Here is a 24,559-nt window from a genome sequence, read left to right as displayed (position 1 = left end):
CACTGTCGTTCAAAAGACTTGCGCCTGGCACGGAAGGTGTAGTATACTTGCCCGCCAGTCGCACCCTTCGGGACGGCACAGGGGGCCCCTGCGGGTCCCGGTCTCCCCCGGCGGCGGCCTGCCAGAATCCGCCCAAAGCAAGCTACCACAAGGCAATACCAGCGTTCTCGCCCCGGAAGCGCGGCGTACGGAAGCCGCGCTTTCCCGCCCCTGGAACGGACGTTTCCAGCCAGGAAGAAGGCCGAGCGCTCGCGGCGACCGCACCATCCTGGGTCGCCCTGCACCGATTCGCACCACTCCGACCCGCCGTGAAGGGCGGGTCCCACCCCGGGGCGGGACGCCCCACCCACACTCTCTTTGAAGCGAGGGACGATGCAGAGGAAGACCGTGCTGGCGCTCGGGGCGCTGGCCCTGGCCGGAACCGTGATCTACGCGGCGTGCGAGAAGGCGCCGGCGGGGCTCAACGCGCCCGAAGCTCTGATGGCGGGGATCGAGCAGGACCTGGAGGGGACGCCGGACCTGGTGGTGCACACCCCCACGCTGTCGAGCTCCTGGGTGGTGCGCGAGGAGGACTTCTTCGAGGGCCAGTGCAGCGTGGAGGAGGGCAACATCCCCACCGGCACGCACAGGTCGCTGCGCTTCTCGGTGCTGATCAACAACGTGGGCGACGCCGACCTGGTGGTGGGCGACCCGCTGGCGCACATGGACCCCAACGGCGACGGCGACTTCTCCGACCAGGACGGGCTGTTCGAGTTCGCCAGCTGCCACCGCCACTTCCACTTCCGCAACTACGCCACCTACGAGCTGCTGCGCCTGAACGCCGACGGCTCGTTCGGCACGCCGGTGCAGTCGCGCAAGCGCGGCTTCTGCATGCTCGACACCACGCCGACCAACGGCAGCGACGGCGCTCCGGAGACCCCCTACTACCGCAACTGCGGCAACCTGACGATCCACGGCAACCAGGGGATCTCGTCCCAGTGGGGCGACGAGTACACCAAGCAGCTCCCCGGCCAGCTCTTCCTGCTCACCGACCCGAATGAGCCGGTGGCGCCGGGCAAGTACGTGATCCGCATCACCGCCAACCCGCCCTTCACCGCCAAGCGGGGCGAGGTGTGCCCGGTGAAGGACAGCAAGGGCTTCTGCCACATGTTCCTCGAGAGCAACTACGACAACAACGTGGGCATGGTGCAGATCGAGATCCCCAACCGGGTGGGCCGCCTCGGCTACGGCCCGGGCAAGGGCGAGTTCAACGAGCAGCTCGACCCCTACCACCACCCCGAGGCGACCGGGCAGTCGCAGTGATCGCCTGAGGCGGCGCCTCGGCACGGCCGCCTGACGGACTGGAGAAGCGGGGCGGGGGAGCGATTCCCCCGCCCCGCTTCGCTTGCCCGCAACTGCGGGGGGCGAGTGCGGTGCAACAGCCGATGCTCGACGCAAGGTGTTCGTAGGGGCGAGCATGCGAGTCCGAGCACAGGCGGCATCGGCGCGAGAGGTCGCCTGCCACACGCGAGCGGACAATCCGCCGGTCGAGGCATGCCTCGCCCCTACGGATTCCCCGGTCAGGAATCGCACTCCACGCACTTTCGAACTCCTGTCACCGACGCGCCTGTATTCTGTCGGATGTTTCCGCCTAAGTGATTCAACCGCAACGCCTTGCCATGGCACACGCGTTGCGTGGCGGCGGTGGCCCCGCAGGCTCGCCCGCAACGGGCCGAGCCCCAGGGAGGGATCGTCCCCGTTCCCTTCTGACCGCGAGGCAACGATGCGCCGCTCCGCTCTCTCCCTCGTCGCGCTGGCCGCCTTCGCCGCGGCGTGCCAGGACGCAGCCTCCGTCACCGGCCCCGATCTCGCCGGTGGGCCGGTGCAGCCGCCGCCGGGGCCCGTCTTCGTGGGGTCGGTGGCGTCGCCCGCGCCGCGCTTCTACGCGGCGGGGCAGTACGCGCTGGGCAACGCGCCGCGGCGCACCCTCACGCTGGTCGACCCGACGAATCCGCGCGGCGGGTGGTCCGGCGACCCGCGGATCACCGACGCGAAGGCGGCCAACTACACGGGCTTCTGGAGCAGCAGCGGGGTGCCGGCGCTGATCGCGTCGCTGGCGCAGGACAGCCGGCTCAACCTGAACCCGAGCTACGTGCTGGCGATCATCGCCAAGGAGAGCGGGATGGACTCGCTGAGCGTCAGCGGCTACCCCGCCAACGGCTACACGCAGATCACCCACGGCGCCGACCAGGGGCTGCTGGACCGCACCACCTGGATGCCCGAGATCGGCTGGATGCGCTCCTACCTGCTGTCGCTCCCGCGCGACCCGCGGGTGCACAGCTACAGCGCCACCGAGGCGAACACCGAGTCGCTGCTGGCCAGCGGCGAGATCAACTCGCGCAACTCGTACTTCTTCAACCCGCGCGACAACACGCAGGTGGGCGTCTACGACCTGCGGCAGCTGGAGACCACCTGGCGCACGCACGAGACGTGGACCGACGGCAGCGGCGTGGTGCACGAGGGCTACGCCACCCGCGCGCGCCAGGTGCTGAACGGCGGCAACCCCGTCACCGAGGCGCAGATGCTGGAGCTGGTGACGGTGAGCTACAACGCGGGGATGACGTTCGTCTTCGACCGCCTGGGAGCCTACGGGGCCGGCTGGGTGCAGTCGCTGGAGGGCTATCCGCCGGGCACCCGCGAGTACGAGGCGAGCGACTACCTGGAGCGGGTGAAGCACTACACGGTGATCTTCCAGGACGTGGCCGCCGACGCGAGCCGCAGCAGGCAGGTGCTGGAGGACCTGAACTCGGGCGTGGCGAGCTGGAGCGCGTACTCGGGCGGCGGCAGCACGGTGACCATCGCCGCGAGCTCGCTGGGGGCCGACGACGGCGGGAGCCTGCGCGCGGACTACACGATGGTCTCGGGCGGGTACGGCGGCGTGGGCCGCTTCTACTCCACGGCCAGGAACTGGCGGACGGCCGGCTTCGGGACCACGGGCGGGGTGAGCTTCTGGTACTACGGGAACGGGAAGTACCTGAGCTCGGGGAGCGGGGTGGACGTGAAGGTGGAGCTGCAGGACAACCGCAACCCCGGCTTCACGGGCGACACGGCCGAGCGCTGGACCTGCTACTTCCGCGACGACTTCACCGGCTGGCGCTACGTGCACATCCCCTGGAGCGAGTTCCGCCGCTCCACCTGGCAGCCCGCCAACGCGCCCACCGACGGCGTGCTGGGCCTCACCGAGGTGTGGGGGATCGCCATCTCCCCGCAGACCGGCTCCGGCTGGTTCAAGCTCGACCGCCTGGCGCTGACGAGCTGAGCGGATTCGAGGAGGACGGGCGACAGTGGGGCGGGGGAGCGCTTCCTCCGCCCCGCGTCGCGATCCGTTCGTCCCGCCACGGATGCACTTCACACCAGGAGTCATCCCGAGCGAGCGTCCTGGCGAGACTTTTCCTCCGCGCCAGAGGCTGGACGCGTCGCCGCCGGACACCGGTGCCGGGCAGGGCCGGCGCGGCGGCTCCCCCGGGACGACATTCCCGTGTAACCTCTTCCGGCGGCAGGAGATACGAGTATGCACAGGTTCTGTGCACGTTGCGCCGCCCCATGGCGCGAACCTGTGAGATTTCCAGGGCTGGAAAATCGGCGTAAACGCAAGCGAATCCAGGCGAAAGCCGCGGTGTACAAGGGATTGCGCGGCGTTGTGGGGGATCTCCGCACGGCGGTATACAGGTTTCCCGATTGTTGCATTATCTTTAAGCCACGATCTTCACGACCAGCGTGAACGTCGAACCCGACAACCGAAAACCGTGTCCCGCTCGCTTCCGCACCGCCTGACCGCGCTCCTGGCCGCCGTCTTCTTCCTGTTCAGCTGGACGGGGGAAGCGCTGGGCCAGCACGCGTGTCCGCACCACTCGCAGGTGCCGGGCGCGGCGGCCCACGCGGCGGCGGAGCACGGGCACGCCGGCCACGGCCGGCACGCCGCGGAAGCCGCCGGCCACGACCACGGCTGGCCCGCGGCGCCGGCGGCGGAGCACGGCGCCTGCACCTGCCAGGGCACCTGCCCCTCGGCCGCGGCCGACGCGCCGCCGGTGGCCGGCGACGCCTCCCTGCGCGTGGCCCCCGCGTCGGTGCGCGAGGCGCGCCCCGACGACCGGGCGGCCGTCCCCGCGCGGCTCGCTCCCTTCTTCCTCCCCTACGGCCAGGCACCTCCCGTCCTCGGCTGATCCTCGCTGACAACAACGAGATCGCGCCGCCCGCGAACGGATCGCCCGTTCGACTCGCGGCGTTGCCGAGAACGCCTTTCCACCCGAGGTGGAGTGTGCCTGCCATCATCACCGTAGACCGACTGCGACGCGGGGCCGCGCTGGCCGCCGCGCTGCTCCTGACCTGCTTCTCCGTCCCCCTCCCGGCCCAGGGCGCCGGGTCCGTCGAGGGCACCGTCACCGCGCAGGCCGGCGGCGCGCCGCTGGCCGGCGTGAGCATCCGCCTGGACGGCGCCGCGGCCGCGGTCACCGACGCCGCCGGGCGCTTCCGCCTCCCCTCCGTCGCCCCGGGCGAGCACACGCTCGCCGCCTCGCGCCTGGGGCTGGCGTCGCTCACCCGCGCCGTCAGCGTGGCGCCGGGGGCCACCGCCAGCGTCGACCTCCGCATGGGCGAGGAGGCGGCGGTGCTCCCGTCGCTGGTGGTGAGCGCCACGCGCGAGGTGCGGCGCCTGGGCGAGACCCCCGCCACCGTGGGCGTCGTCTCCTCGCGCGAGCTGCGGGACGCGAAGCCCACGCACCCCGGCGAGGTGATGGGGCGCATCCCCGGCGTGTGGGTGAGCGTCACCGGCGGCGAGGGGCACACCACCTCCATCCGCCAGCCGAAGACCACGAACCCCGTCTACCTCTTCCTGGAGGACGGCGTCCCCACGCGCTCGACGGGCTTCTTCAACCACAACGCGCTGTACGAGGTGAACGTCCCCCAGGCCGAGCGCATCGAGGTGCTCAAGGGCCCGGCGACGGCGCTGTACGGGAGCGACGCCATCGGCGGCGTGATCAACGTCGAGACGCGCGCCCCCACCGCCCGGCCCACCCTGGAGGCGTACGGCGAGGGCGGGCCCTACGGCTGGGGCCGGCTCCTCCTGGCCGCCTCGGGGACGCGGGGGGACGACGGGCTCCGCGCCGACTTCAACCTGACGCGGACCGACGGCTGGCGGAGCGGGACGGCGTACGACCGGCAGAGCGGCACCGTGCGCTGGGACCACCACTTCGGCGGCGGCGCGTCGCTCCGGACGGTGCTGGCCGTCTCGCGCATCGGCCAGCAGACGGCCGGCTCGTCGACGCTCACCGCGGACGACTACCGGGCGGACCCCACGGCCAACTACACGCCGATCTCCTTCCGCGACGTGCGCGCGGCGCGGCTCTCGGCGGCGTACGAGCGGCGCGGCGCCGGCACGCTGCTCAGCGTGACGCCGTTCGTGCGCTGGAACGAGATGGAGCTGCTGCCGAACTGGTCGCTCACCTACGACCCCACGGTCTACACCACCGGCCACCGCTCCCTCGGCGTGCTGGCGAAGTACCGGGCCGACGTGGACGCGCTGCGCACGCGCCTGATCGGCGGGGTGGACGTGGACTACAGCCCGGGCTTCCGCCGCGAGGACCGCATCGCGCCGGTGCGCAGCGGGCGGGTGTTCACCTCGTACACGGCGGCCGAGCGGGTCTACGACTACGACGTGGCCTTCCGCGGCGTCTCGCCGTACCTGCAGGCCGAGGTGTCGCCGACCGACCGGCTGCACGTGACCGGCGGGATGCGCTACGACGTGCTCGGCTTCGACTACGACAACCACCTCGCCGACGTCGAGACGGGGCGGTACCGCCGCCCGGCCGACACCTCGGTCACCTACCGCCACCTGAGCCCCAAGCTGGGCGTGACCTACGAGGCCGGCGCGGCGCTCAGCGTCTTCGCCAGCTACGCCGACGGCTTCCGGGCACCGTCGGAGGGGCAGCTCTTCCGGCAGGGGCAGGCGGCGAACACCGTCGGCCTGGAGCCGGTGGAGGCGCACAGCCACGAGGCGGGCGCCCGCGGCACGCTCTTCGGCCGCGTGGGCTGGCAGCTCTCGGCGTACCGGATGCGGGTGGAGAACGACATCCTGACGCTCATCAACCCCGACGGCACGCGCGAGACCACGAACGCGGGCCGGACGCTGCACCGCGGGCTCGAGGCGGGGCTCGGCGCCGAGCTCCCCGCCGGCTTCCGCGCCGACGTGAGCTACAGCCGCGCCCGCCACACCTACGAGGAGTGGCGCCCGCGCGAGGGCGTGGTCTTCGACGGCAACGAGATCGAGAGCGCCCCGCGCACGCTCGTCTCCGCGCGCCTGGCGAAGAGCGTGGGCGAGGGGCGGGTGATGGCCGAGTGGCAGCGGATCGGCAGCTACTGGATGGACGCCGAGAATACGCACCGCTACGGCGGGCACGCCCTGCTCAACCTGCACGCCACGCTCCCCGTGGCACGCTCGCTGGAGCTGGTGGGGCGCGTCAACAACCTCACCGACCGGCGCTACGCCGAGTCGGCCGCCTACACCGCGGCCCAGGGCGAGGAGTACGCGCCGGGGATGCCGCGCACGCTGTACCTGGGCGTCCAGTACCGCCTGAACCCCTCGGGAGGTGCCCGATGAGCGCGAGAGCGACCCTGGGAGCGGCGGCCGCCGTCGCCGCGGCGGTGGGGTTCGGCCTGGCGTGCGCCGAGGCCCGCGCGGGCGGCTCCGCGTGGGGCGAGACGGTCACGCTGGCCGCGCACGGCGCGTCGAACCCCACCGCGGCCGTGGACCCGCGCACCGGCGCGGCGTTCGTGGCGTGGGTGGAGACCGAGGGCGGCGCGTCGAACGTCTTCGTCTCGCGCGTGGCGGGCGACGAGGGCGCCGCTTCCGTCTCCGTGCGCGCCAACGACCGCCCCGGCGACGCCGCCCCGCACGAGCAGGCGCCGGCGCAGGTGGCGGTGGGCCCCGAGGGCAACGTCTACGTCCTCTGGCAGAACAACCGGGAGGTGCCGGGGCGGCGCTTCCCCGCCAGCGACCTGCGCTTCGCGCGCTCGACGGACGGCGGGAAGCGCTTCGAGCCCGCCGTCACCGTGAACGACGACGCGGCCGGGGCGCCGTCCTCGCACACCTTCCACGACGTGGCGGTGGCGCCGAACGGCACCGTGTGGGTGTCCTGGATCGACTCGCGCGTCCGCGACGCCGAGCGCGCGCGCCGCAACCCCCATCCCGTCGCACCGTCCGGCGGCGCGGCGGCGGGGCACGGGCACGGGCACGGCGGGGGGATGAAGGAGGACGCGGACCTGCCGGGCGCGGAGATCCGCGTGGCGCGCTCCGCCGACAGGGGGAAGACGTTCGGGCCGAGCCTGGCCGTCGACGGCGACGTGTGCCCCTGCTGCCGCACCTCGCTGGCGGTGGGGCCGGACGGGTCGGTCTACGTCGCCTGGCGCAAGGTCTTCCCCGGCGACGTGCGCGACGTGGTGGTGGCGCGCCTCGCCCCGGGCGCCGTGTCGTGGTCCGCCCCGGCGCGGGTGCACGCCGACGGCTGGGTGTTCCCCGGGTGCCCGCACGCCGGGCCGTCGGTGGCGGTCGACGCGCGGGGCCGGGTGCACGTCGGCTGGTACACGGGGAAGGAGGGGCGGCAGGGCCTCTGGTACGCCGCGTCGGACGACGCGGGCCGCACCTTCGGCCGCCCCGCGGCGCTGCTCACGGCCGAGTGGGTGCCGCCCTCGCAAGTGGCGCTCTCCGCCGAGGGCGAGCGCGTCTGGATCACCTTCGACGACCGCCGCGAGAAGCCCGGCACGGTGCGCGTCGCGCGCGTCGAGGGCGGCAGGCTGGAGATGGAGGGGACGATCCCGGCGGCCAGCTCGCCCGCGCTCGCCACCTCCTCCCGCGGCGCCGCGCTCGCCTGGCACGACGGCGAGTCGGTGCGGCTCCGGCGCGCGCCCCGCTGAAGGCTTCCTCACGCGGAGGAAACACCCGCGCGCCGGGCGGCTCATGCCGCCCGGCGCGCCTTCTCGTGTGGGAACGTGAATGCGGGCGGCGACGGGTGTGGGTGCGATCGGCCTCGCTGCACGCCCCTGCGTTACAGGATGGGGACTTCTGCGTACGTTCCCCGAGCGGCGGCGGCGACAGCGGCCGCAACAAGCCCAGCCGCGGCTTTGATGCGCGGCCAGCTCGTTGTGCTGAGAACGACGATCGCGATGGTCCGCGAAGCGAGGTTCTGCTGGTACTTGAGATTCGTGTCGGTGGTGACCAGTACTTCGAAGCCCTGGACCTCGGCCGCGACGAGCAACTCGCCGTTCGTGAGCGTGGACCAGCCACGCTCGTACGCAGTGGCCACCTCGTGCTCCGGCAGAAGCTTCCGGAGTGGCGCGGAGTGCCCTGATCGAAGAGGACGCGCACTTACGCCGCCGCAAGAGCGCTTCGAGCGATGTGTTCCAGCACTGCGCGCGCCTGTTCCAGAGTCACACCGGGGAAGAGCTCCACGAACTCACCGACCGGAACTCCGTCTTCCAGGTTCTCGAAGAGGGCTGCGACGGGCACGCGCGTGCCGCGGAAGACCCAGGCTCCGCTCACGCGTTCAGGGTCGCGTTCCACCGCGGCGCAGGTAGACCAGTCGATCATGGCGGGCGTGCCTGAGCGGCTAACGTCATGGCGGACTGCGCACCGCAGCCTGTTCTCGGGTACTCGAGTTCCGACGCGCAGCCTGCCAGCCCAGCCAGCGAAACGGACGTAGTTACACGGCCGGGCCTGCGCTCACTGGAGTATAAGTCGAATCGACGCTCTGCCGACAGCCTCTCTCCACCGGCCCTGCCGGTTCCGTGCGATGTGGTTTGCCGGCTCCCGGCGCTGGTCAGCCTCCGGCCGCGGCGGCCGCGCGCTTCAGGGCGTCGAGGGCGGCCTCGTCGAAGCCGATCGGATCGGGCGGGTACTGCTGCTTGGACGCGAACCCGCACCCTGCCCGGAACGCCTCCCTCGCGTGGTCTTCGAGGAACCGGGTGCGCATCCCGTCGCTCAGCCCGTCGTCGTTGAGGATGATGAACGGGCTGGGGTAGCCGTACCCGTAGTTGAGCCGCTGCCTCATCTTCTGGATGTAGACCGGGATCTTCGCCCGGTAGTCGGCCCCGCCGTCCTGGTCGATGGGGACGAACGAGCCGCGCGGCGGCGCCCACTGCCCGGAGTGCAGGTCGAAGTAGCCGGGCACCAGCGGCTGGGCGCTGCAGCCGTCGGCCGGGCGGTGCGTGTCGAAGACGATCTTCTCGTTGGCCTCGCCGACCTTGTTCGTGTCCAGGGCCTCGTCGTGCGTGCCGGTGCTGGTCGACACCGAGGTGGCGATCGGCCCCGCGGCGTCGCGGATCGTCTGCACCATGCGGTGCATCCAGGGGAGCATCTGGCAGTTCGCTTCGCGGCTGACGGTCAGGCTCGGCTTTCCGTCGGGGCCGGGGCAGTTCTCGATGCGCAGCTCGTTGGCGAGCTCGAAGCTCACGTTCGGCCCCAGGTTGCCGGTGTAGCGCAGGTTGTTGACGACGGCCTGGACCAGCTTCACCTGCTCGGCGACCACCGCCGGGCTCTTCAGGCTGTAGAAGTTCCGCAGCTTTTCGCACGGGCTCGGCCACTGCGCCGGGTCGAGCGCCGCGGGAACGTTCTCGGGCGTCTCGCCGCCGGCCACGGAGTGGTAGCTGAACAGGCAGATCTGCACCGTGAAGCCGGTCTGCCGCGCGCGCTCCACCAGGGTGCGCAGGTTGGCCATGAAGGCGCCGTTGATCTGCCGGCTGCCGTCGTAGAGCGGGATGGCGCGGTCGCCCGCCAGCCCTTCCTGCTTCGAGTTGCGGAAGACGATCACCTTGACGCGGTTCACCGGCCAGCCGCCGTTCCGGATGTACTGGAAGAAGTCGGGGCCGGTGGGCGTCTCGCGCCCCAGCTGGCGGTCGAAGCAGAGGTTGTACGCGCCGTACATGATGGTGTGGGGCATGGTCTTCTCCTGTGGGTGTGCGACATGGAGGGGGCGGGGAGGATGAACCGCGGGCCGCGGCGAATACGATAAGTGCCAGGGTCGCGAAAGGCGACGCTTTTGTGCGGAATCCCGGACTGCCGGCTGGGGAAGAAATGCGATTACCCGTGGAGCGCGCGCTTCTCGCCGCATTCGTCACCGCGCCGAAGCAGCCGCCGGGGGTGGCCTTGGCTCGCCGGCGGCATTCGCGCCGGGCAGGGCGGGCGCGGTCGAGGCATGCCTCGAACCCCACGATGAGGGGAGTCGCGTGAGGGATGCGCGCCCGGAGCGCAGCCCGGCCCGGAGCGCAGCGGAGGGACACGCCCAGGACCCCGGCGCGAAGTGCGAGGTGCGAAAGCGGAAGCCCCGCCCGGCAGCGATCGCCGGGCGGGGCTTCCGTCGCCGCGCATCAGCCGCGGATCACAGGTTCTTCGTGATCCAGTTGGTCATCAGCGTGTAGAGGTGCACGCTGCGGCCGCCGGCGATGCCGTGGTTGCGGTCGGGGTAGAGCATGAAGCTGAACTGCTTCCCCGCGTCCTGCAGCGCGTTGGCCAGCTGCACGCTGTTCTGGAAGTGAACGTTGTCGTCGCCCGTGCCGTGGACCACCAGCAGCTCGCCCCTGAGGTTGCGGGCCATGCGCACCGGGCTGCTGCGGTCGTACCCTCCCGGGTTCTCCTGCGGCGTGCGCATGAAGCGCTCGGTGTAGATGCTGTCGTAGAGCCGCCAGTCGGCCACCGGCGCCACCGAGATCCCCGCCTTGAACGGGCTCCCCTCGGTCATCATGGTGAGCGCCGTCATGTAGCCGCCGTAGCTCCACCCCCAGATCCCCAGCCGCGAAGGGTCGACGAACGGCTGCGCGGCCAGCCAGCGCGCCGCCTCGATCTGGTCCTTCGCCTCGCGCTCGCCCAGGTTCAGGTAGGTGAGCTTCTTGAACTCGCGCCCGCGCCCGCCGGTGCCGCGGTTGTCCACGCTCACCACCACGTAGCCGCGCTGCGCCAGCATCTGGTGGAACAGGTAGCGGCTCCCGCCCCAGGAGTCGAGCACCGTCTGCGAGCCGGGGCCGCCGTACACGTACTGGAGCACCGGGTACTTCTTCGCCGGGTCGAACCCGGGCGGCTTGATCATCCAGCCGTTCAGCTGTACCCCGTCGCTCGTCCTGAACTGGAAGAACTCGGGGGCATTGAGCCCCAGCTGGCCGAGCTTCTCCTTCACCCCCGCGTTCTCCACCAGCGTGCGCACCGGCGTGCCGTCCGCGCGGTGCAGGCGGATCACCGGCGGCACCCCGGCGCGCGAGTACGAGTCCAGGTAGTACGGCGCGCGGGTGTTGAGCGTGATCGAGTGCGTCCCCGGCTCGCGGGTGATGCGCTCCTTGCCGGTGCCGTCCAGCCGCACGCGGTAGAGCTGGCGCTCCTCGGGCCCCTCCTCGCTGGAGGTGAAGTAGACCCAGCCGCCCCGCTCGTCCACCCCGAACACCTCCATCACGTCCCACTGGCCGCGGGTGAGCTGGCGCGCCACCGTGCCGTCGCGGTTGTACAGGTAGAGGTGGTTGAACCCGTCGCGCTCGCTGGACCAGAGGAAGCGGCGGCCGTCCTCGATGAACTGCAGGTCGTCGTCGACGTCCACCCAGGCCGGGTCGGTGTCGGTGAAGAGCGTGCGGACGGCGCCGGTCGCCGCGTCGGCCAGCAGCACGTCCAGCCGGTCCTGGTGGCGGTTCAGCCGCTGGATCATCAGCTCCGTGGGCGACTCGGCCCACTCCATCCGCGCCAGGTACAGCGTGTCGGCTCCGGTGTCGATCCAGCGCGGCTGCCCGCCGCCGGCGCCGACCACGCCGATGCGCGCCTTCGGGTTGGCCGCGCCCGCCTTGGGGTAGCGCAGCTCGATCGCGCGCGAGTACGCCGAGTCGGTGTCGTTCAGCCAGGTGAAGCTCCGCACGGGCGACTGGTCGATGCGCCAGAAGGCGATGCGCTGCCCGTCGGGGCTCCAGCGCCAGCCGTCCTGCAGCCCCAGCTCCTCCTCGTAGACCCAGTCGAAGGTGCCGTTGATGACCGTCTCGCTCCCGTCGCTGGTGAGCCGCGTCTCGCGCCCGCTGGCCAGGTCGACGACCCAGAGGTCGTTGTCGCGCACGAAGCCGACCTTCGTCGCGTCGGGCGAGAGCTTGGCGAACTGCTGCCAGCCGGGGCGGGTGGAGGCGGGGGTGAGCCGCCCGCCGGCCAGGTCGTAGACGTAGTACTTCCCCTTGGTGTTCTGCCGCCAGACGGGCTGGCTCTCGGTGTAGATCAGGAGCCTGCGCTCGTCGGCCGACCACTCGTACGCCTCGATCTCGATCGGCTTCGTGGCGCCGGGGGGGACCAGGCGCGAGCCCTCGACCAGCACGGTGCGCCGTCCGCTGGCGGCGTCCTCGGCCACCAGGTTGCCCTGCGGGTCGATGAAGGTGAAGCGCTGGCCGTCGTTCATCCAGTGCGCCTCGGGGAGCGACTGGAGGCGGAACTCGCCGGAGAAGATGCGCTCGGGCGTGAGCTGCTGCTGGCCGGCCGCGGGGGCGGCCGCCAGCGCGAGCGCGAGCACGAGCCCGGCGGCGGCCGGACGGGTGTCGAGGAGCATCGCTACTCTCATGGGAGAGGTGAAAAGGGTAACGCCTTCTCTCGGTATCGCGTCGATTCGCGCTACATGATGCGGCCTGGTACTGCCGAGCGCCAGTGCGGTTCCGCTCGCCGGGGCAGCCGGGGTGTTGGGGGATGCCGGGCGACCGAAGTCGTGGCAACAACCGCAGAAAGCCGCAAACCCCGCGAGGCTTCACGTGCCACATCCTTCGCGCCCTGTCGTCCCTCCCGCGCAGCGGGGGGGACAGGCGCCTCAGGCGCCAGGGGGGGCCGCCCGCGGCCGCGCCGGGGCCGGCCGTGGCGGTCCGATGCCGGCGGTTGTCTTGTCCGTCTCGCCGTCGTCGGGCTATCTTCGTCGGAATCAACGCAGAAGCGCTCTTCCCCCGCTCCCGCCGCCGCATGCACACCCAGGCGCCCACTCCTCCCGCGTCCGACGTAGAGAGAGCCGACCACGGCGCGGCTTCCGTGGTCCCCGACCGGCTGCCGCGCAGCCTGGGCGTGTGGAGCGCCGCGGCGGTCCTGGTGGGGTCGACCATCGGCAGCGGGATCTTCCGCGTGATGGGGGGCGACAACGGCGTGGCCGACCGCGTGGGGACGGTGGGCGCCATCGGGCTCATCTGGCTGGTGGGCGCGCTGGTGGCGCTGGTGGGCGCGCTCACCATCGCCGAGCTGGCGGCCATGTTCCCGCGCTCGGGCGGCATCTACGTGTTCCTGCGCGAGGCGTACGGGCCGCTCCCCGCCTTCCTCTTCGGCTGGACGGAGCTGCTGGTGATCCGCCCCTCGGCGCTGGGGGCCATCGCCGTGATCTTCGCCGAGTACGCCAACCGGCTCCTCGGCTTCGGGCAGCCGGGGGTGCGCTGGGTGGCGGCCGGGACGCTGGCGCTGCTGGCGGCGGCCAACCTGCGCTCGGTCACCTGGGGCGCGGTGGTGCAGAACCTCTCCACCGCGGCCAAGGTGGCGGGGATCGTGGGGCTCGCCGTGCTGGGCTTCCTCCTGGGCGACGGCTCCGCGGGCGCGCTGGCCGCGGGGCCGATGGACCTGGCGCCGCTCTCCTGGGTGGGCTTCGGCCTGGCGCTGGTGTCGGTGATGTGGGCGTACGACGGGTGGGCCGACCTCACCTTCGTGGCCGGCGAGGTGAAGGACCCCGGGCGCACCATGCCGCGCGCCATCATCGGCGGCGTGCTGGCGATCGTGGCGATCTACCTGGCGGTGAACCTGGCGTACCTCTTCCTCCTCACCATCCCCGAGATGACCAGGTCGCCGCTGGTGGCCTCCGACGCGGCGCAGAAGATCTTCGGGGTGGCGGGCGCGTCGGTGGTGGCCGCGGTGGTGATGGTCTCCACCTTCGGCGCCACCAACGGCTCGATGATGACGGGGCCGCGCATCTTCTACGCGATGGCCGAGGACGGCAACTTCTTCCGCCCGATCGCCGCGGTGCACCCGCGCTGGAAGACGCCGTACGCGGCCATCCTGCTGGCGGCGGCGCTGGGGATCGGCTACGTGCTGGTGCGCAACTTCCAGCAGCTGGCCGACGCGTTCATCCTGGGGATCTGGCCGTTCTACGCGCTGGCCGTGGGCGCCGTCTACATCCTGCGCCGGAGCCGCCCCGACGCTCCCCGCCCGTACCGCACCTGGGGCTACCCCGTGGTCCCCGCCGTCTTCCTGGTCGCCTCGGTGGCGATGCTGCTCAACTCGGCGGTCAACAGCGCGCGCGACACGCTGATCGGCTTCGGGGTGATCCTGGCCGGCATCCCCGCCTACTACCTCTGGCGCGCGGTGAGCGGGAGACCCGGGGAACCGCTTCGGGATCGGTAGAAGAACGCGCCTCGAAGACACGAAGGGCGCCTCCACCGCGGAGGCGCCCTTCTTTCGCTCGGCGATCAACTGCCTGGCCTCATACCACCTTGCAGAGCATCGTTCGGGAATAGGTCCTGAAAGGCCTCACACAGAGAAACAGAGAAACGGAGGACTTCGGTTTTCTCTGTTCCTCTGTTTCTCTGTGTGATTCCAATCTGTTGCTGTTCTGTTTGGAACCAGAACGATGCTCCGAAACGTGGTATCACGCAGAGGAAGCAGAGAAAAACCACACCACGCGGTGAGTTCTCTGCTTCCTCTGCTGACTCTGCGTGAGATAAGCAGTTGTCTTTCTCGGGTATCCGCTTTACCGCCCGCCGCCGCTCGAGAACACGCGCACCCCGAAGTAGCAGAGGTCCGTCTTGCACTTCGCCATCGACACGGTGAGCAGGTGCGGTCCCGTCTCGCGGGCGGTGAAGGTCAGGACGGGGACGTCGTCGTCGCCCACGTCCTCGGCCAGCGCGGTCCGGGCGTTGCTCCCCACCGCGCGCAGGTCCAGGTCTTCGCAGTCGCTGTCGCAGACGCCCATCACGAAGTACCGGGCGCCGGTCCGGAGCGGGATCTCCAGCATCACCAGGCCGTTGGCCTGGAGCAGGCCGATCTGCGTGCCGCCGTTCAGCACGCGGGCGTCCGGGAGGAAGCCGCGGGCGCGCTGCTGCGTCGCCACCGCGTCGAGCTGGCGCAGGACGGTGGCGCGGTGCGTCTGGGCGCGGACCGGGGCGGCCGCCGAGAGGAGCGCGGCGGCGGAGGCGAGGAAGAGGAGCGGGGCGCGCATGGAGTTCGTCGGGATGCGGGGAGAAGGGAAAGGCCGGAGGTCCGGCTACTGCCTGGCCAGCACGCGGAAGCCGAAGTAGCACAGCTCCGCCTTGCAGCTCGACATCGTCACCGTGAGCAGGAAGAGCCCGCTCTCCGGCGCGGTGAAGCTTACCACGGGGACCGCGTCGGCCTCCACGTCCTCGTCCAGGAGCTCCCCCTCGGGCGAGTGCACGCGCAGGTCCAGGTCGTCGCACCCGCCGTCGCAGCCGGCGGGGATCCAGTACTGCACCCCCTCGCGCAGGCGCAGCTCCAGCACCACCGAGCCGGCGCGGCCCAGCTTGCCGATCACCGTGGCGTCGTCCACCGCGCGGTCCACCCGGTACCCCTCGCCGGCCTTGGTCTGCGTGGCGGCCTCCAGGCGCGCGGTGACCGCGCCGCGCTGCGTCGCCAGGGTCGTGGGAGGCGCCTGCGCCCGCGCGGGCGCGGCGTGGAGCGGGAGCGCGGCCGCCAATATGGCCGCGCAGAGCAGGGTCCTGCGCATGGGGAAGACTCTCGACCTGCCGGAGAAAAAGCCGCGTGGACCCGCTATGGTAGCCCGCCGCGCGGCCCCGGGCAAGCCGGGCGCGGCGGTGGCGCCTTCGCTTGCGGCGCGGGGGCAGGCACGTAGCTTGTCCGATCCACCGCCCAGCCGCCCCCCGGAGGGTGCCGCTGGGCCGCTGGCCCGCACTCCACGCAGGGATCGACCCACCTGGCGCCGATGCCGGGCGCCACCTCTTCCCACGATGCACGACCGAGAAGCCGCCATGCCGATCCGCCTGTCCGCGCTCGCCGCCGCCGTGGTCGCTGCCCTCGGGCTGGGCCCCGCACCGGATGCGGGGCAATCCCACTCCTTTCGCACGCCGAGCGGAAACATCGCCTGCATGGCGGCGGTGGAGGACGACGGCGGCTGGACGCTGCGCTGCGACATCGCGATGTCTCAGCGCAGCTGGGAGGGCGGCTCCGCGGGGGAGGAGTGCGACCTCGACGACGGCGACTCGCTGGGGCTGAACGCCACCGGCCGCGCCTACTGGGTGTGCCACGGCGACACCGTGCTGGGGCCCGGCGCACCGACGCTGAGCTACGGCAGCACCTGGAGCGTGGGCCCGTTCACCTGCACCGTGGAGCGCACCGGCGTGACCTGCCGCAACCGCTCCCGGCACGGCTTCACGCTCAGCCGCACCAGCTACCGCATTTTGTGACGCGAGCCCTCCCTTCCCGTGCCGGAGGGGAGGGCGCGTGCCCGGAGAGCGTGGCACTCCCGGTCAGGGGCCGGGGGGGCAGCTCCGGCGTGGAGAAGGCCGGGGCGGTGCGCAAACAGCCGTGTCCCGCCGCCTTGCGGCGCGCGCGGTGGGCCGCGTAGCTTTCCCGGTCACCCGCACCCACCCCGCGTCCCCCCTGGAGCTTGCCGATGACCCGCTGGCTTCCCGTGCTCGTGGCCGCCCTGGCCCTGGCCCTGGCGCTCGCCGACGCCGCGCCCGCGCCCGCGCAGGGCGCGCCCGCCCCCTGGCCGCCCGCGCGCCCGGTGCCCAACCCGCTGCAGGTGCCGGGCACCTTCCAGCGGGCGCTGGCGGCGGGCACCCGCTCCACCACCGGCGCGCCGGGCCCGCGCTACTGGCAGCAGTGGGCGCACTACCGCATCTCCACCCGCGTCGACGCCCAGGCCCGCACGCTCGCCGGGAGCGAGACCGTCACCTACCACAACCGCTCGCCCGACACCCTGTTCGTGCTGGTGATGAAGCTGTGGCAGGACCACCACGCGCCGGGCGCGGTGCGCAACGAGGAGGCCGAGGTCACGGGCGGCGTGCAGCTCGGCCGCGTGGCCGTCGGCGGGGAGGTGCTCCAGCAAACGGGGTCCACCGAGGGCTCCCGCTACGCGGTGGGCGGGACCAACCTGCTGCTCGTCCCCACGCGGCCGGTGCCCCCGGGCGACACGGTGCGCATCGAGGTGGAGTGGAGCTTCCGCCTGGCGCGGCAGGGGATCGGCGGGCGCATGGGGTACAGCCGCGACGACCTCCTCTACCTGGCGTACTGGTACCCGCAGATGGCCGTGTACGACGACGTGGCGGGGTGGCAGCGCGACCCGTTCCGCGGCACCGCCGAGTTCTACATGGGCTACGCGAGCTACGAGTACACCGTCGACGCCCCCGAGGGGTGGGTGGTGATGGGGACGGGTCAGCTGGTGAACCCCGAGCAGGTGCTGGCCCCCGCGGTGCTCCAGCGCTGGCGCCGCGCCATGCGGAGCGACTCGGTGGTGCACGTGCTCGGCGCGGGCGACTTCGGGGTGGGGAAGGCCACCGTCGACGCGCCGGGGGACCGGCTGCAGTGGACCTTCCGCGCCGACAGCGTGCGCGACGTGGCGTTCGGCGTGTTCCGCCAGTCGCTGTGGGACGCCGCACGCACCCCGGTGGGCGACCGCGACGGCGACGGGCGCGCCGACCACGCGCTGGTGCAGGCGTTCTGGCGGCAGGACGCGCCGCGCTGGGCGCAGGCGGTGCGCTACGGGCAGCAGTCCATCACCCACCACTCCGAGTTCACGGGGGTGCGCTACCCGTACCCGCACATGACTGCGGTGGAGGGCGAGGAGATCAACGGCGGGGGGATGGAGTACCCGATGATGACGCTGATCGGCTCGTACAGCCAGGCGAGCGACACCGCGCTGTACAGCGTCACGTCGCACGAGCTGGCGCACATGTGGGTGCCGATGATCGTGGGGGTCGACGAGACGCGCTACGGGTGGATGGACGAGGGGACCACCGACTTCAACGAGAACGAGGCCCGCAACGACTTCTACCCCGGCTCGGGGAACGCGCACGTGGCCGAGCAGCGCCAGTACCTGGACCTGGCGCGCAGGGGCATCGACGCCGAGCTGCTGGTGTGGACGGACTTCCAGTTCCCTCCGGGGGTGTCGACCTTCGCCACGTACACCAAGCCGGCCGCGGTGCTGTGGGCGCTGCGCGGCCTGCTGGGCGAGGAGACCTTCCTGCGCGGCTACCGGAAGTACCTGGCCGACTGGCGCTTCCGCCACCCCAAGCCGTACGACTTCTTCAACGCCTTCAACACCGCGGCCGGGCGCGACCTGGGGTGGTTCTGGTCCACCTGGTACGGCGAGCGCTGGGCGCTGGACCAGGCGGTGCAGGGCGTGGCCGACGGCGCGGGGGGCACCACCATCACCGTGGAGGACCGCGGCCTGGCGCCGATGCCCGCGCGGCTCCTGGTCACGCGGGCCGACGGGCGGACGGAGCGGCGCGAGGTGCCGGTGGAGACGTGGCTGGCGGGCGCGCGCACGGCCACCGTGACGCTCCCCGCCGGCGCCTCGCCGGTGGTGCGCGTGGAGATCGACCCCGAGATGTACTTCCCCGACGTCGACCGCGCCAACAACGTCTGGACGAGAAGCTGAAGGCGGCGGAGGGGCGGGAACAGCAAAAGCTCACACAGAGACACAGAGAAACAGAGGAAACTTCTTTCTTCTGTTTCTCTGTGTCTCTGTTTCTCTGTGTGAGATCAGGATTTTATTGATCAGCTCCCCGCGCCGGCGCCGACCGCGGCGCCGGCGATGCGGGCCACGCCGTCGACCAGGCGCTCCACGTCGTCCCGCGTGCTGTAGGGGGCCAGGCCGGCGCGGACCAGCCCGCCGCAGTCGGAGAGGCCCAGCACGTCGCAGACGGTGACGGCGTAGAAGTTCCCGGGCCAGACGAAGACGCCCTCCTCGCCCAGGCGGCGCCCTACCTCGGCGGGGTCCGCGCCGTCGATGGTGAAGGCGGCGGTCGGCGTCCGCTCGGCGCCGCGCGGGGCGCCGTGGAAGCGCACGCCGGGAATGGCGCGCAGCCCGTCCTCCAGCTCGCGGAAGAGCGCCGCCTCGTGCGCGCGCACCGCGTCGAACGAGCGCCGGAGCGCCTCCCGGCGCGTGTCTCCGTCCCGTCCCGCCAGGCCCGCGATCCAGTCCACCGCCGCGCGCACGCCGGCGAGCCCCTCGTGGTTCAGCGTCCCCGTCTCCCAGCGCTCCGGCGCCTGGTCGGGCGCGGGGGGCACCTTGTACGGCGTGAAGCGCTCCAGCAGCTCGCGCCGGCCCCACAGGACGCCCACGTGCGGCCCGAAGAACTTGTAGGCGGAGCAGGCCAGGAAGTCGCACCCGAGCTCCCGCACGTCGGGGAGCCGGTGCGGCGCGTAGTGCACCGCGTCCACGAAGGTGAGCGCCCCCGCTTCCTTCGCCAGCGCCGCCACGCGCCGCACGTCGTTGACCGTCCCCACCGCGTTCGACGCCGCCCCGACCGCCACCAGCCGGGTGCGTGGGCCGAGGGCGGCCTCCAGCGCCCTGTAGTCGAGCTGCAGGGTCTCGGGGTCGAAGGGGACCGCGCGCACCGTCATCCCCGCGTCCTCGGCCATCCGCCTCCAGGGGGCCACGTTGGCCTGGTGGTCCAGCTCGGTGACCACCACCTCGCCGCCCGGCCCCCACTCGCCCGCGAGCGAGCGCGAGAGGTGGAAGGTGAGCGTGGTCATGTTCGCTCCGAAGACGATCTCGTCGGGCGAGGGCGCGTTCACGAAGTCGGCCATCGCTTGCCGCGCGCCGCGGATGGTCTCGTCGGTCTCGGCGCTGGTGGCGAAGTCGCCGTGGGCGTTGGCGTTGTGCAGCGTCAGGTACCCGGCGACGGCCTCGGCCACCTGCCGCGGCACCTGGCTCCCGCCGGGCCCGTCGAAGAAGGCGATCGGGCGGCCGGCGATCCGCCGCTCGAAGACGGGGAAGTCGGCGCGGACGCGCTCGGGGAACGTCGGGTTCCTCATCGTCGGATGCTGCTCTCGGGTCGATGTTTACCGATGAACTGCAAGGCCTCACGCAGAGAAAGCAGAGGTAGCAGAGGAAACCACGCCGGGCGATGAGTTCTCTGCTTCCTCTGCTACTCTGCGTGAGAATAAGCAGTTCTCGTTCTCAGGGCCAAAACAGAGGTGGGGGGCGCCGGGAAGCGCCCCCCACCTTCTGCGTCTGCCGGATCGGAAAACGGCCTACGAGACCGCCCAGAACCCTTCCAGCGCGGCGCCGTCGGGGCTCTCGCGGAGCTTCTCGAAGGCGCGGTTGCGGATCTGGCGGATGCGCTCGCGCGTGACGCCCAGCAGCGAGCCGATCTCCTCCAGGGTGCGCTCCTCGCCCTCGTCCAGGCCGTAGTAGAGGTAGAGGATCTTGCGCTCGCGCTCGGTGAGGTACTTCTCGAACATCTTCTCCAGGAACTCGCGCCGGGCCTGGGCCTCGACCTCCTCCTCGATCTCCACCGCCTCGCTCCCGGCGAAGCGCTCGCCGAAGGAGGCGCTGTCGCGGTCGCCGCGGTCCAGCGGGGCGTCCAGCGAGAGCTCGCTGGCGGCCACGCGGCGCAGCGCGCGGATGGTGTCGACCGGCTCGCCCATCTCGCCGGCGATCTCCTCGTCGGTGGGCGAGCGGCCGAGCGTCTGGGTGAGCGCCGTCTCCACGCGGGAGAGGCGCACCAGGTTCGAGTTCTGGTTCAGCGGGATGCGCACCGAGCGGGTCTGCTCGGCCAGCGCCTGCAGCACCGTCTGGCGGATCCACCACACGGCGTAGGAGATGAACTTGACCCCCTTGTCGGGATCGAACTTCTTCACCGCCTTCAGCAGCCCCTCGTTCCCGATGCACACCAGCTCGGCCAGCCCCAGCCCGCGGCCCTGGTACTTCTTCACGTACGAGATCACGAACCGGAGGTTGGCCGTCACCAGCCGCTCGGCGGCCAGCTTGTCTCCGGTGCGCGCCCGCTGGGCCAGCGCACGCTCCTCGGCGGGGTCTTCGATCAGCGGGTACTTCTCAACGTCGTGCAGGTACTGGTCGAACGAGTCGAGTGCCCGTGAGCTCAAGAACATGTGGTTTTTCCTTTCGGAAATGACAAGAGCAGCGAGCCTCGGTGGTGTTCGAGGACTCGCTGCCCTTGCAGTGCGCTACGTGTCTCCGGAAATCCCCATAAACGGCTAAGCTAACCGGGTGTCCGTGGAAAGTCAATTTCTCCCTCCACCACAAGTGGACGTGCCCCCCACGGGCTTACGGCCCAAGCTGTTGTGCTTTCGCCGCTTGCGTCCACCTTGCCGCCGCCTTCCCGCCCTCCTCCGGGTGTCCTGATCCGTCCAGCTTCCGGCCCGGGAAAGGGAGCGGGAGGGTGACGCAAGGCTCAGACCGCCCCGAAAGCAAGGGCGGCGTTGATCCCCCCGAACCCGAACGAGTTGGACAGCACGTGGCGCACGGGGCGCGCCTCGCCCCGGCCGTCCACGTACGGGAGGTCGCACTCCTCGCCCGGGCACTCCAGGTTCAGGTTGGGCGGCACCCACCCCCTCTGGATGACGAGCGCGCTGATGGCGGCCTCTATGGCGCCCGTGGCTCCCAGGGCGTGGGCGTGGTAGCCCTTGGTGCCGCTCACCGCCACCCGGTCGGCGTGCCCGCCCAGGACCTCGCGGATGACGCGGCTCTCGGTGGAGTCGTTGAGCGGGGTGGACGAGCCGTGCGCGTTGACGTAGTCGATCTGCCCGGGCTCGAGCCCCGCCCGCCGCAGGGCGTCGCGCATGGCGCGGGCGGCCTGGCTGCCGTCGGGGCGCGGCGCCGTCATGTGGTGCGCGTCGTTGCTGGTGCCGTAGCCCAGCACCTCGGCGTAGATCCGCGCGCCGCGCGCCTTCGCCCGCTCCAGCTCCTCCAGGACCAGGACGGCCGCCCCCTCGCCCATCACGAACCCGTCGCGGTCGCGGTCGAAGGGACGCGAGGCGCGGCGCGGGTCGTCGTTGCGGGTGGACATGGCGCGGATGATGGCGAAGGCGCCGTAGCAGAGCGGTGCCAGCGGGGTCTCCACCCCCCCGGCCAGCACCACGTCGGCGTCGCCGTCGCGCACGGCGCGCCAGCCTTCGCCCACGGCGATGGCGCCCGAGGCGCAGCTCATCCCGTTGGTGGAGTTGACGCCGGTGAAGCCGAACTCGATGGCCACGTTGCAGCTGGCCGCGCCGCCGAACACCGCCAGCGCCAGCATCGGGTCCACCCCGCGCACGCCGTTGTGGATGTAGCTGGTGAACTGCCCCTCGCCGTACGCCACGCCGCCCAGCGCGCTCCCCATCAGCACGCCCACGCGGTCGGGGTCCTCGCCCGCCGGGTCCATGCGCGCGTCCTCCAGCGCCTGCCGGCTGGCGGCGATGGAGAACTGGGCGTAGCGCTCGGTGCGCCGCACCCGCTGCCGGTCCATGTAGTCGGCGGGCTCGAAGTCGTTGACCTGCGCCGCGATGTGCGTGCGGAACGGCGAGGGGTCGAAGCGGTCGACCTTCTGCACGGCGCTCTCGCAGCGCAGCAGGCCCTCCCACAGCCCCTCGGCGCCGGTGCCGATGGGCGTGATGGCGCCGATGCCGGTGATGGCGACGCGGCGCCGCCCGGGGGGGCCGCCGTTGCCGTTGCTCTCGCTCATGCGCGCCCGCGACTCGTTCGGATCAGAAAGTGAGGCGCGGGAAGCCGATCCGCTCGCCCGCGCCCGTCAATTGTAGTCGTGCCGCGCCTGTTACACCACACGCGCGTTTCCGTTGCTTGCGACGCGAAGGCGCCGTGCCTCGGCAGGCGGGGCCCGGCCGTGAATGGGCCGCGACCGCTTCTCTTCGCCCGGGCTCTTCCCGGGCCCGGCAAAAGACTTTTCTCACGCAGAGTCGCAGAGTCAGCAGAGTCAGCAGTGAACGGAGGGGTTCTCTGCTGACTCTGCTGACTCTGCGTGAGGCTTTGATGTTTCCCGGATCCGAAGTCACCCGCGCTCCACCGCGCGCTTGACGCCGGCCAGGGTGCGCGAGGCGACGTGGTGGATGAAGACGGGGCCGATGACGGCGTCGGCGATCCAGCGGCGCAGGAAGCGGGGGAGGGGCCAGCGGGGGCCCTCCTTCCAGGCGTGGACGATCCGCACGTGCGTGGTGCCGTCGCCCCGGTCCGCGAAGGTCCACTCGACGTCCATCCCCGTGGTGATCCCGGCGACGTGGCGGTAGACCACGGCGGGGCGGGCCTGGTCCAGGTGCATCTCCGACGCCCACCAGACGGGCCAGGGGAGGGGGCCGAAGGCGCGCCGGGCCGCCATCTCGACCAGCCCCGTCCCGAAGCCGTCTTTCCGCTGGAAGCGCACCCGGCGGTAGTGGGGGAGGAGCTCGGGCCAGCGCTCCACGTCGGCCGCCGCCTGGAAGCAGCGCTCCGGCGGGGCGCCCATCACCGTCTCGTCGACCGTGTGCACCGGGGCGCGCCCGTCAGCGGGGGACGAAGTCGGTGTCGCCGTCCACGCCCCGGCAGAAGGCGGTGATCAGCCGCACGGTGGCGTCGATGTCGTCGAGCGAGACGATCTCGTTGGGGGAGTGCATGTAGCGGTTGGGGAGCGAGACCACGGCGGTGGCCACGCCCCTGCGCTGCAGGTAGATGGCGTCGGCGTCGGTGGAGGTCGTGCGCGGGCTCGCCTGGATGGTGTAGGGGATCCCCTCGCGCTCGGCGGTCTCGGCCAGGCGCTCGAAGAGGAGCGGGTGGGCCGCCGAGCCGCGGGCCAGCACGGGGCCGCTCCCCAGCCGGTGGTCGCCCACCTGCTTCTTCTCGATCCCCGGCGCGTCGGTGGAGAAGGTGAGGTCCACCACGATGGCCACCTGCGGGTCGAGCGCGTACGCCGAGGTGCGCGCGCCCCCGCCGGAGAAGCCGATCTCCTCCTGCGTGGTGGCCACGGCGACCACCTCGGCGGCGGGCCCGGGGCCCCGGGCCAGCGCCCGCAGCACCTCGAGCACCACGAAGGCGCCGATGCGGTTGTCGATCGAGCGCGAGGCGATCAGCCCGCCGTGGAGCTCCACCATCTGGCAGTCCACCACCCCGGCGTCGCCCACGCGCAGGCCCCGCTGCAGCGCCGCGGCGCGGTCCTTCGCCCCCACGTCCACCCACAGCTCGTGGATCTTGACCGCCTTGTCGCGGTCGTCGTTCTTCATCAGGTGGATCGGCTTCTTGCCGACCACGCCCACCACGGGCCCGTTCCGGGTGAGGAAGCGGATGCGCTGGGCCACCAGCACCTGCGGGTCCCACCCGCCGATCCCCTCGATGTAGAGGAAGCCCTCGTCGTCGATGTGGGTGACCATCACCCCGATCTCGTCGATGTGGCCGGCCAGCATGATGCGCGGCGAGCCCCCGCGGCCCACCGAGGCCAGCGAGTTCCCCGCGACGTCGGCCGTCACGCAATCGGCGAAGGTCTCGGCCTCGGCCCGCCAGACGCGGGCGGCGGGCGTCTCGAACCCGGAGGGGCCGGGGGTGTCGAGGAGCCGTTTGAGGAACCCGTACGTGCTGTCTTCCATCGGGGTCGA

The 24,559-nt window shown here is 71.8% G+C and carries 19 protein-coding genes; 8 read left to right on the top strand and 11 right to left on the bottom strand.

Annotation, left to right across the window (positions count from 1 at the left end; all coding sequences use genetic code 11):
• Nucleotides 1-372 precede the first annotated feature (372 nt).
• The 5 genes from VF746_04980 to VF746_04960 all read left to right on the top strand — a co-directional run bounded on the left by VF746_04980 (nucleotide 373) and on the right by VF746_04960 (nucleotide 7,947).
• Nucleotides 373-1,302, top strand: coding sequence for a lysyl oxidase family protein (locus VF746_04980; protein HEX8691752.1), 930 nt, complete (start codon nucleotides 373-375; stop codon nucleotides 1,300-1,302).
• A 460-nt stretch (nucleotides 1,303-1,762) separates the two neighbouring features.
• Nucleotides 1,763-3,298 (top strand): carbohydrate binding domain-containing protein, encoded by a 1,536-nt coding sequence (locus VF746_04975; protein HEX8691751.1) that lies wholly within the window; start codon nucleotides 1,763-1,765, stop codon nucleotides 3,296-3,298.
• A gap of 487 nt (nucleotides 3,299-3,785) precedes the next feature.
• Nucleotides 3,786-4,202: a hypothetical protein gene (locus tag VF746_04970; GenBank protein HEX8691750.1), complete on the top strand. Its 417-nt coding sequence runs from the start codon at nucleotides 3,786-3,788 to the stop codon at nucleotides 4,200-4,202.
• Nucleotides 4,203-4,297: 95 nt separating this feature from the next.
• Entirely contained in the window at nucleotides 4,298-6,634 is a 2,337-nt protein-coding gene (locus VF746_04965; protein HEX8691749.1) for a TonB-dependent receptor, read from the top strand.
• Complete coding sequence (locus VF746_04960) at nucleotides 6,631-7,947, top strand: sialidase family protein (GenBank protein HEX8691748.1); 1,317 nt, start codon at nucleotides 6,631-6,633, stop codon at nucleotides 7,945-7,947. Before VF746_04965 ends, VF746_04960 begins: the two co-directional genes overlap by 4 nt.
• Nucleotides 7,948-8,078: 131 nt before the next feature.
• Here VF746_04960 and VF746_04955 read toward each other — a convergent pair whose 3' ends face one another.
• The 4 genes from VF746_04955 to VF746_04940 form a co-directional block, all read right to left on the bottom strand.
• Entirely contained in the window at nucleotides 8,079-8,336 is a 258-nt protein-coding gene (locus tag VF746_04955) for a hypothetical protein (GenBank protein HEX8691747.1), read from the bottom strand.
• Between the two features lie 62 nt (nucleotides 8,337-8,398).
• Nucleotides 8,399-8,620, bottom strand: coding sequence for a DUF433 domain-containing protein (locus VF746_04950; GenBank protein ID HEX8691746.1), 222 nt, complete (start codon nucleotides 8,618-8,620; stop codon nucleotides 8,399-8,401).
• 229 nt (nucleotides 8,621-8,849) lie between these two features.
• Nucleotides 8,850-9,968, bottom strand: a complete 1,119-nt coding sequence (locus tag VF746_04945) for a hypothetical protein (GenBank protein HEX8691745.1) — start codon at nucleotides 9,966-9,968, stop codon at nucleotides 8,850-8,852.
• Nucleotides 9,969-10,406: 438 nt separating this feature from the next.
• Nucleotides 10,407-12,587 (bottom strand): S9 family peptidase, encoded by a 2,181-nt coding sequence (locus tag VF746_04940; GenBank protein HEX8691744.1) that lies wholly within the window; start codon nucleotides 12,585-12,587, stop codon nucleotides 10,407-10,409.
• Nucleotides 12,588-13,051: 464 nt separating this feature from the next.
• Between VF746_04940 and VF746_04935 the strand changes: the two genes are divergently transcribed.
• On the top strand, nucleotides 13,052-14,401 hold the full coding sequence (locus tag VF746_04935; GenBank protein ID HEX8691743.1) for an amino acid permease: 1,350 nt from the start codon (nucleotides 13,052-13,054) through the stop codon (nucleotides 14,399-14,401).
• 346 nt (nucleotides 14,402-14,747) lie between these two features.
• Here VF746_04935 and VF746_04930 read toward each other — a convergent pair whose 3' ends face one another.
• Together VF746_04930 and VF746_04925 are read right to left on the bottom strand one after the other, a co-directional pair.
• Nucleotides 14,748-15,215, bottom strand: a complete 468-nt coding sequence (locus VF746_04930; protein HEX8691742.1) for a hypothetical protein — start codon at nucleotides 15,213-15,215, stop codon at nucleotides 14,748-14,750.
• Between the two features lie 45 nt (nucleotides 15,216-15,260).
• Nucleotides 15,261-15,737, bottom strand: a complete 477-nt coding sequence (locus tag VF746_04925) for a hypothetical protein (protein HEX8691741.1) — start codon at nucleotides 15,735-15,737, stop codon at nucleotides 15,261-15,263.
• Between the two features lie 262 nt (nucleotides 15,738-15,999).
• Here VF746_04925 and VF746_04920 point away from each other — a divergent pair, with 262 nt between their 5' ends.
• The gene (locus VF746_04920) at nucleotides 16,000-16,434 is read left to right on the top strand and encodes a DUF6636 domain-containing protein (protein ID HEX8691740.1); all 435 of its coding nucleotides are present in this window, start codon (nucleotides 16,000-16,002) and stop codon (nucleotides 16,432-16,434) included.
• 209 nt (nucleotides 16,435-16,643) lie between these two features.
• Nucleotides 16,644-18,632: a M1 family metallopeptidase gene (locus VF746_04915; GenBank protein ID HEX8691739.1), complete on the top strand. Its 1,989-nt coding sequence runs from the start codon at nucleotides 16,644-16,646 to the stop codon at nucleotides 18,630-18,632.
• Nucleotides 18,633-18,751: 119 nt separating this feature from the next.
• Here VF746_04915 and VF746_04910 read toward each other — a convergent pair whose 3' ends face one another.
• From VF746_04910 to VF746_04890, 5 genes are all read right to left on the bottom strand, one after another.
• Complete coding sequence (locus tag VF746_04910; protein HEX8691738.1) at nucleotides 18,752-20,014, bottom strand: cysteine desulfurase-like protein; 1,263 nt, start codon at nucleotides 20,012-20,014, stop codon at nucleotides 18,752-18,754.
• Between the two features lie 219 nt (nucleotides 20,015-20,233).
• Nucleotides 20,234-21,094 carry an RNA polymerase sigma factor RpoD/SigA gene (locus VF746_04905; protein ID HEX8691737.1) on the bottom strand — a complete coding sequence of 287 codons (861 nt, stop codon included), beginning with the start codon at nucleotides 21,092-21,094 and terminating at the stop codon, nucleotides 20,234-20,236.
• 302 nt (nucleotides 21,095-21,396) lie between these two features.
• Complete coding sequence (gene fabF / locus VF746_04900; protein ID HEX8691736.1) at nucleotides 21,397-22,665, bottom strand: beta-ketoacyl-ACP synthase II; 1,269 nt, start codon at nucleotides 22,663-22,665, stop codon at nucleotides 21,397-21,399.
• 324 nt (nucleotides 22,666-22,989) lie between these two features.
• A complete protein-coding gene (locus tag VF746_04895; protein HEX8691735.1) occupies nucleotides 22,990-23,463 on the bottom strand; it encodes an SRPBCC family protein in 474 nt (157 codons plus the stop codon).
• Nucleotides 23,464-23,476: 13 nt separating this feature from the next.
• Entirely contained in the window at nucleotides 23,477-24,550 is a 1,074-nt protein-coding gene (locus VF746_04890) for a M42 family metallopeptidase (GenBank protein HEX8691734.1), read from the bottom strand.
• Nucleotides 24,551-24,559: the final 9 nt, after the last annotated feature.

It is taken from the genome of Longimicrobium sp. (assembly GCA_036389795.1).
In the GTDB taxonomy this organism is placed as follows: domain Bacteria; phylum Gemmatimonadota; class Gemmatimonadetes; order Longimicrobiales; family Longimicrobiaceae; genus Longimicrobium.
This window is presented reverse-complemented; position numbering and strand designations above follow the sequence as displayed.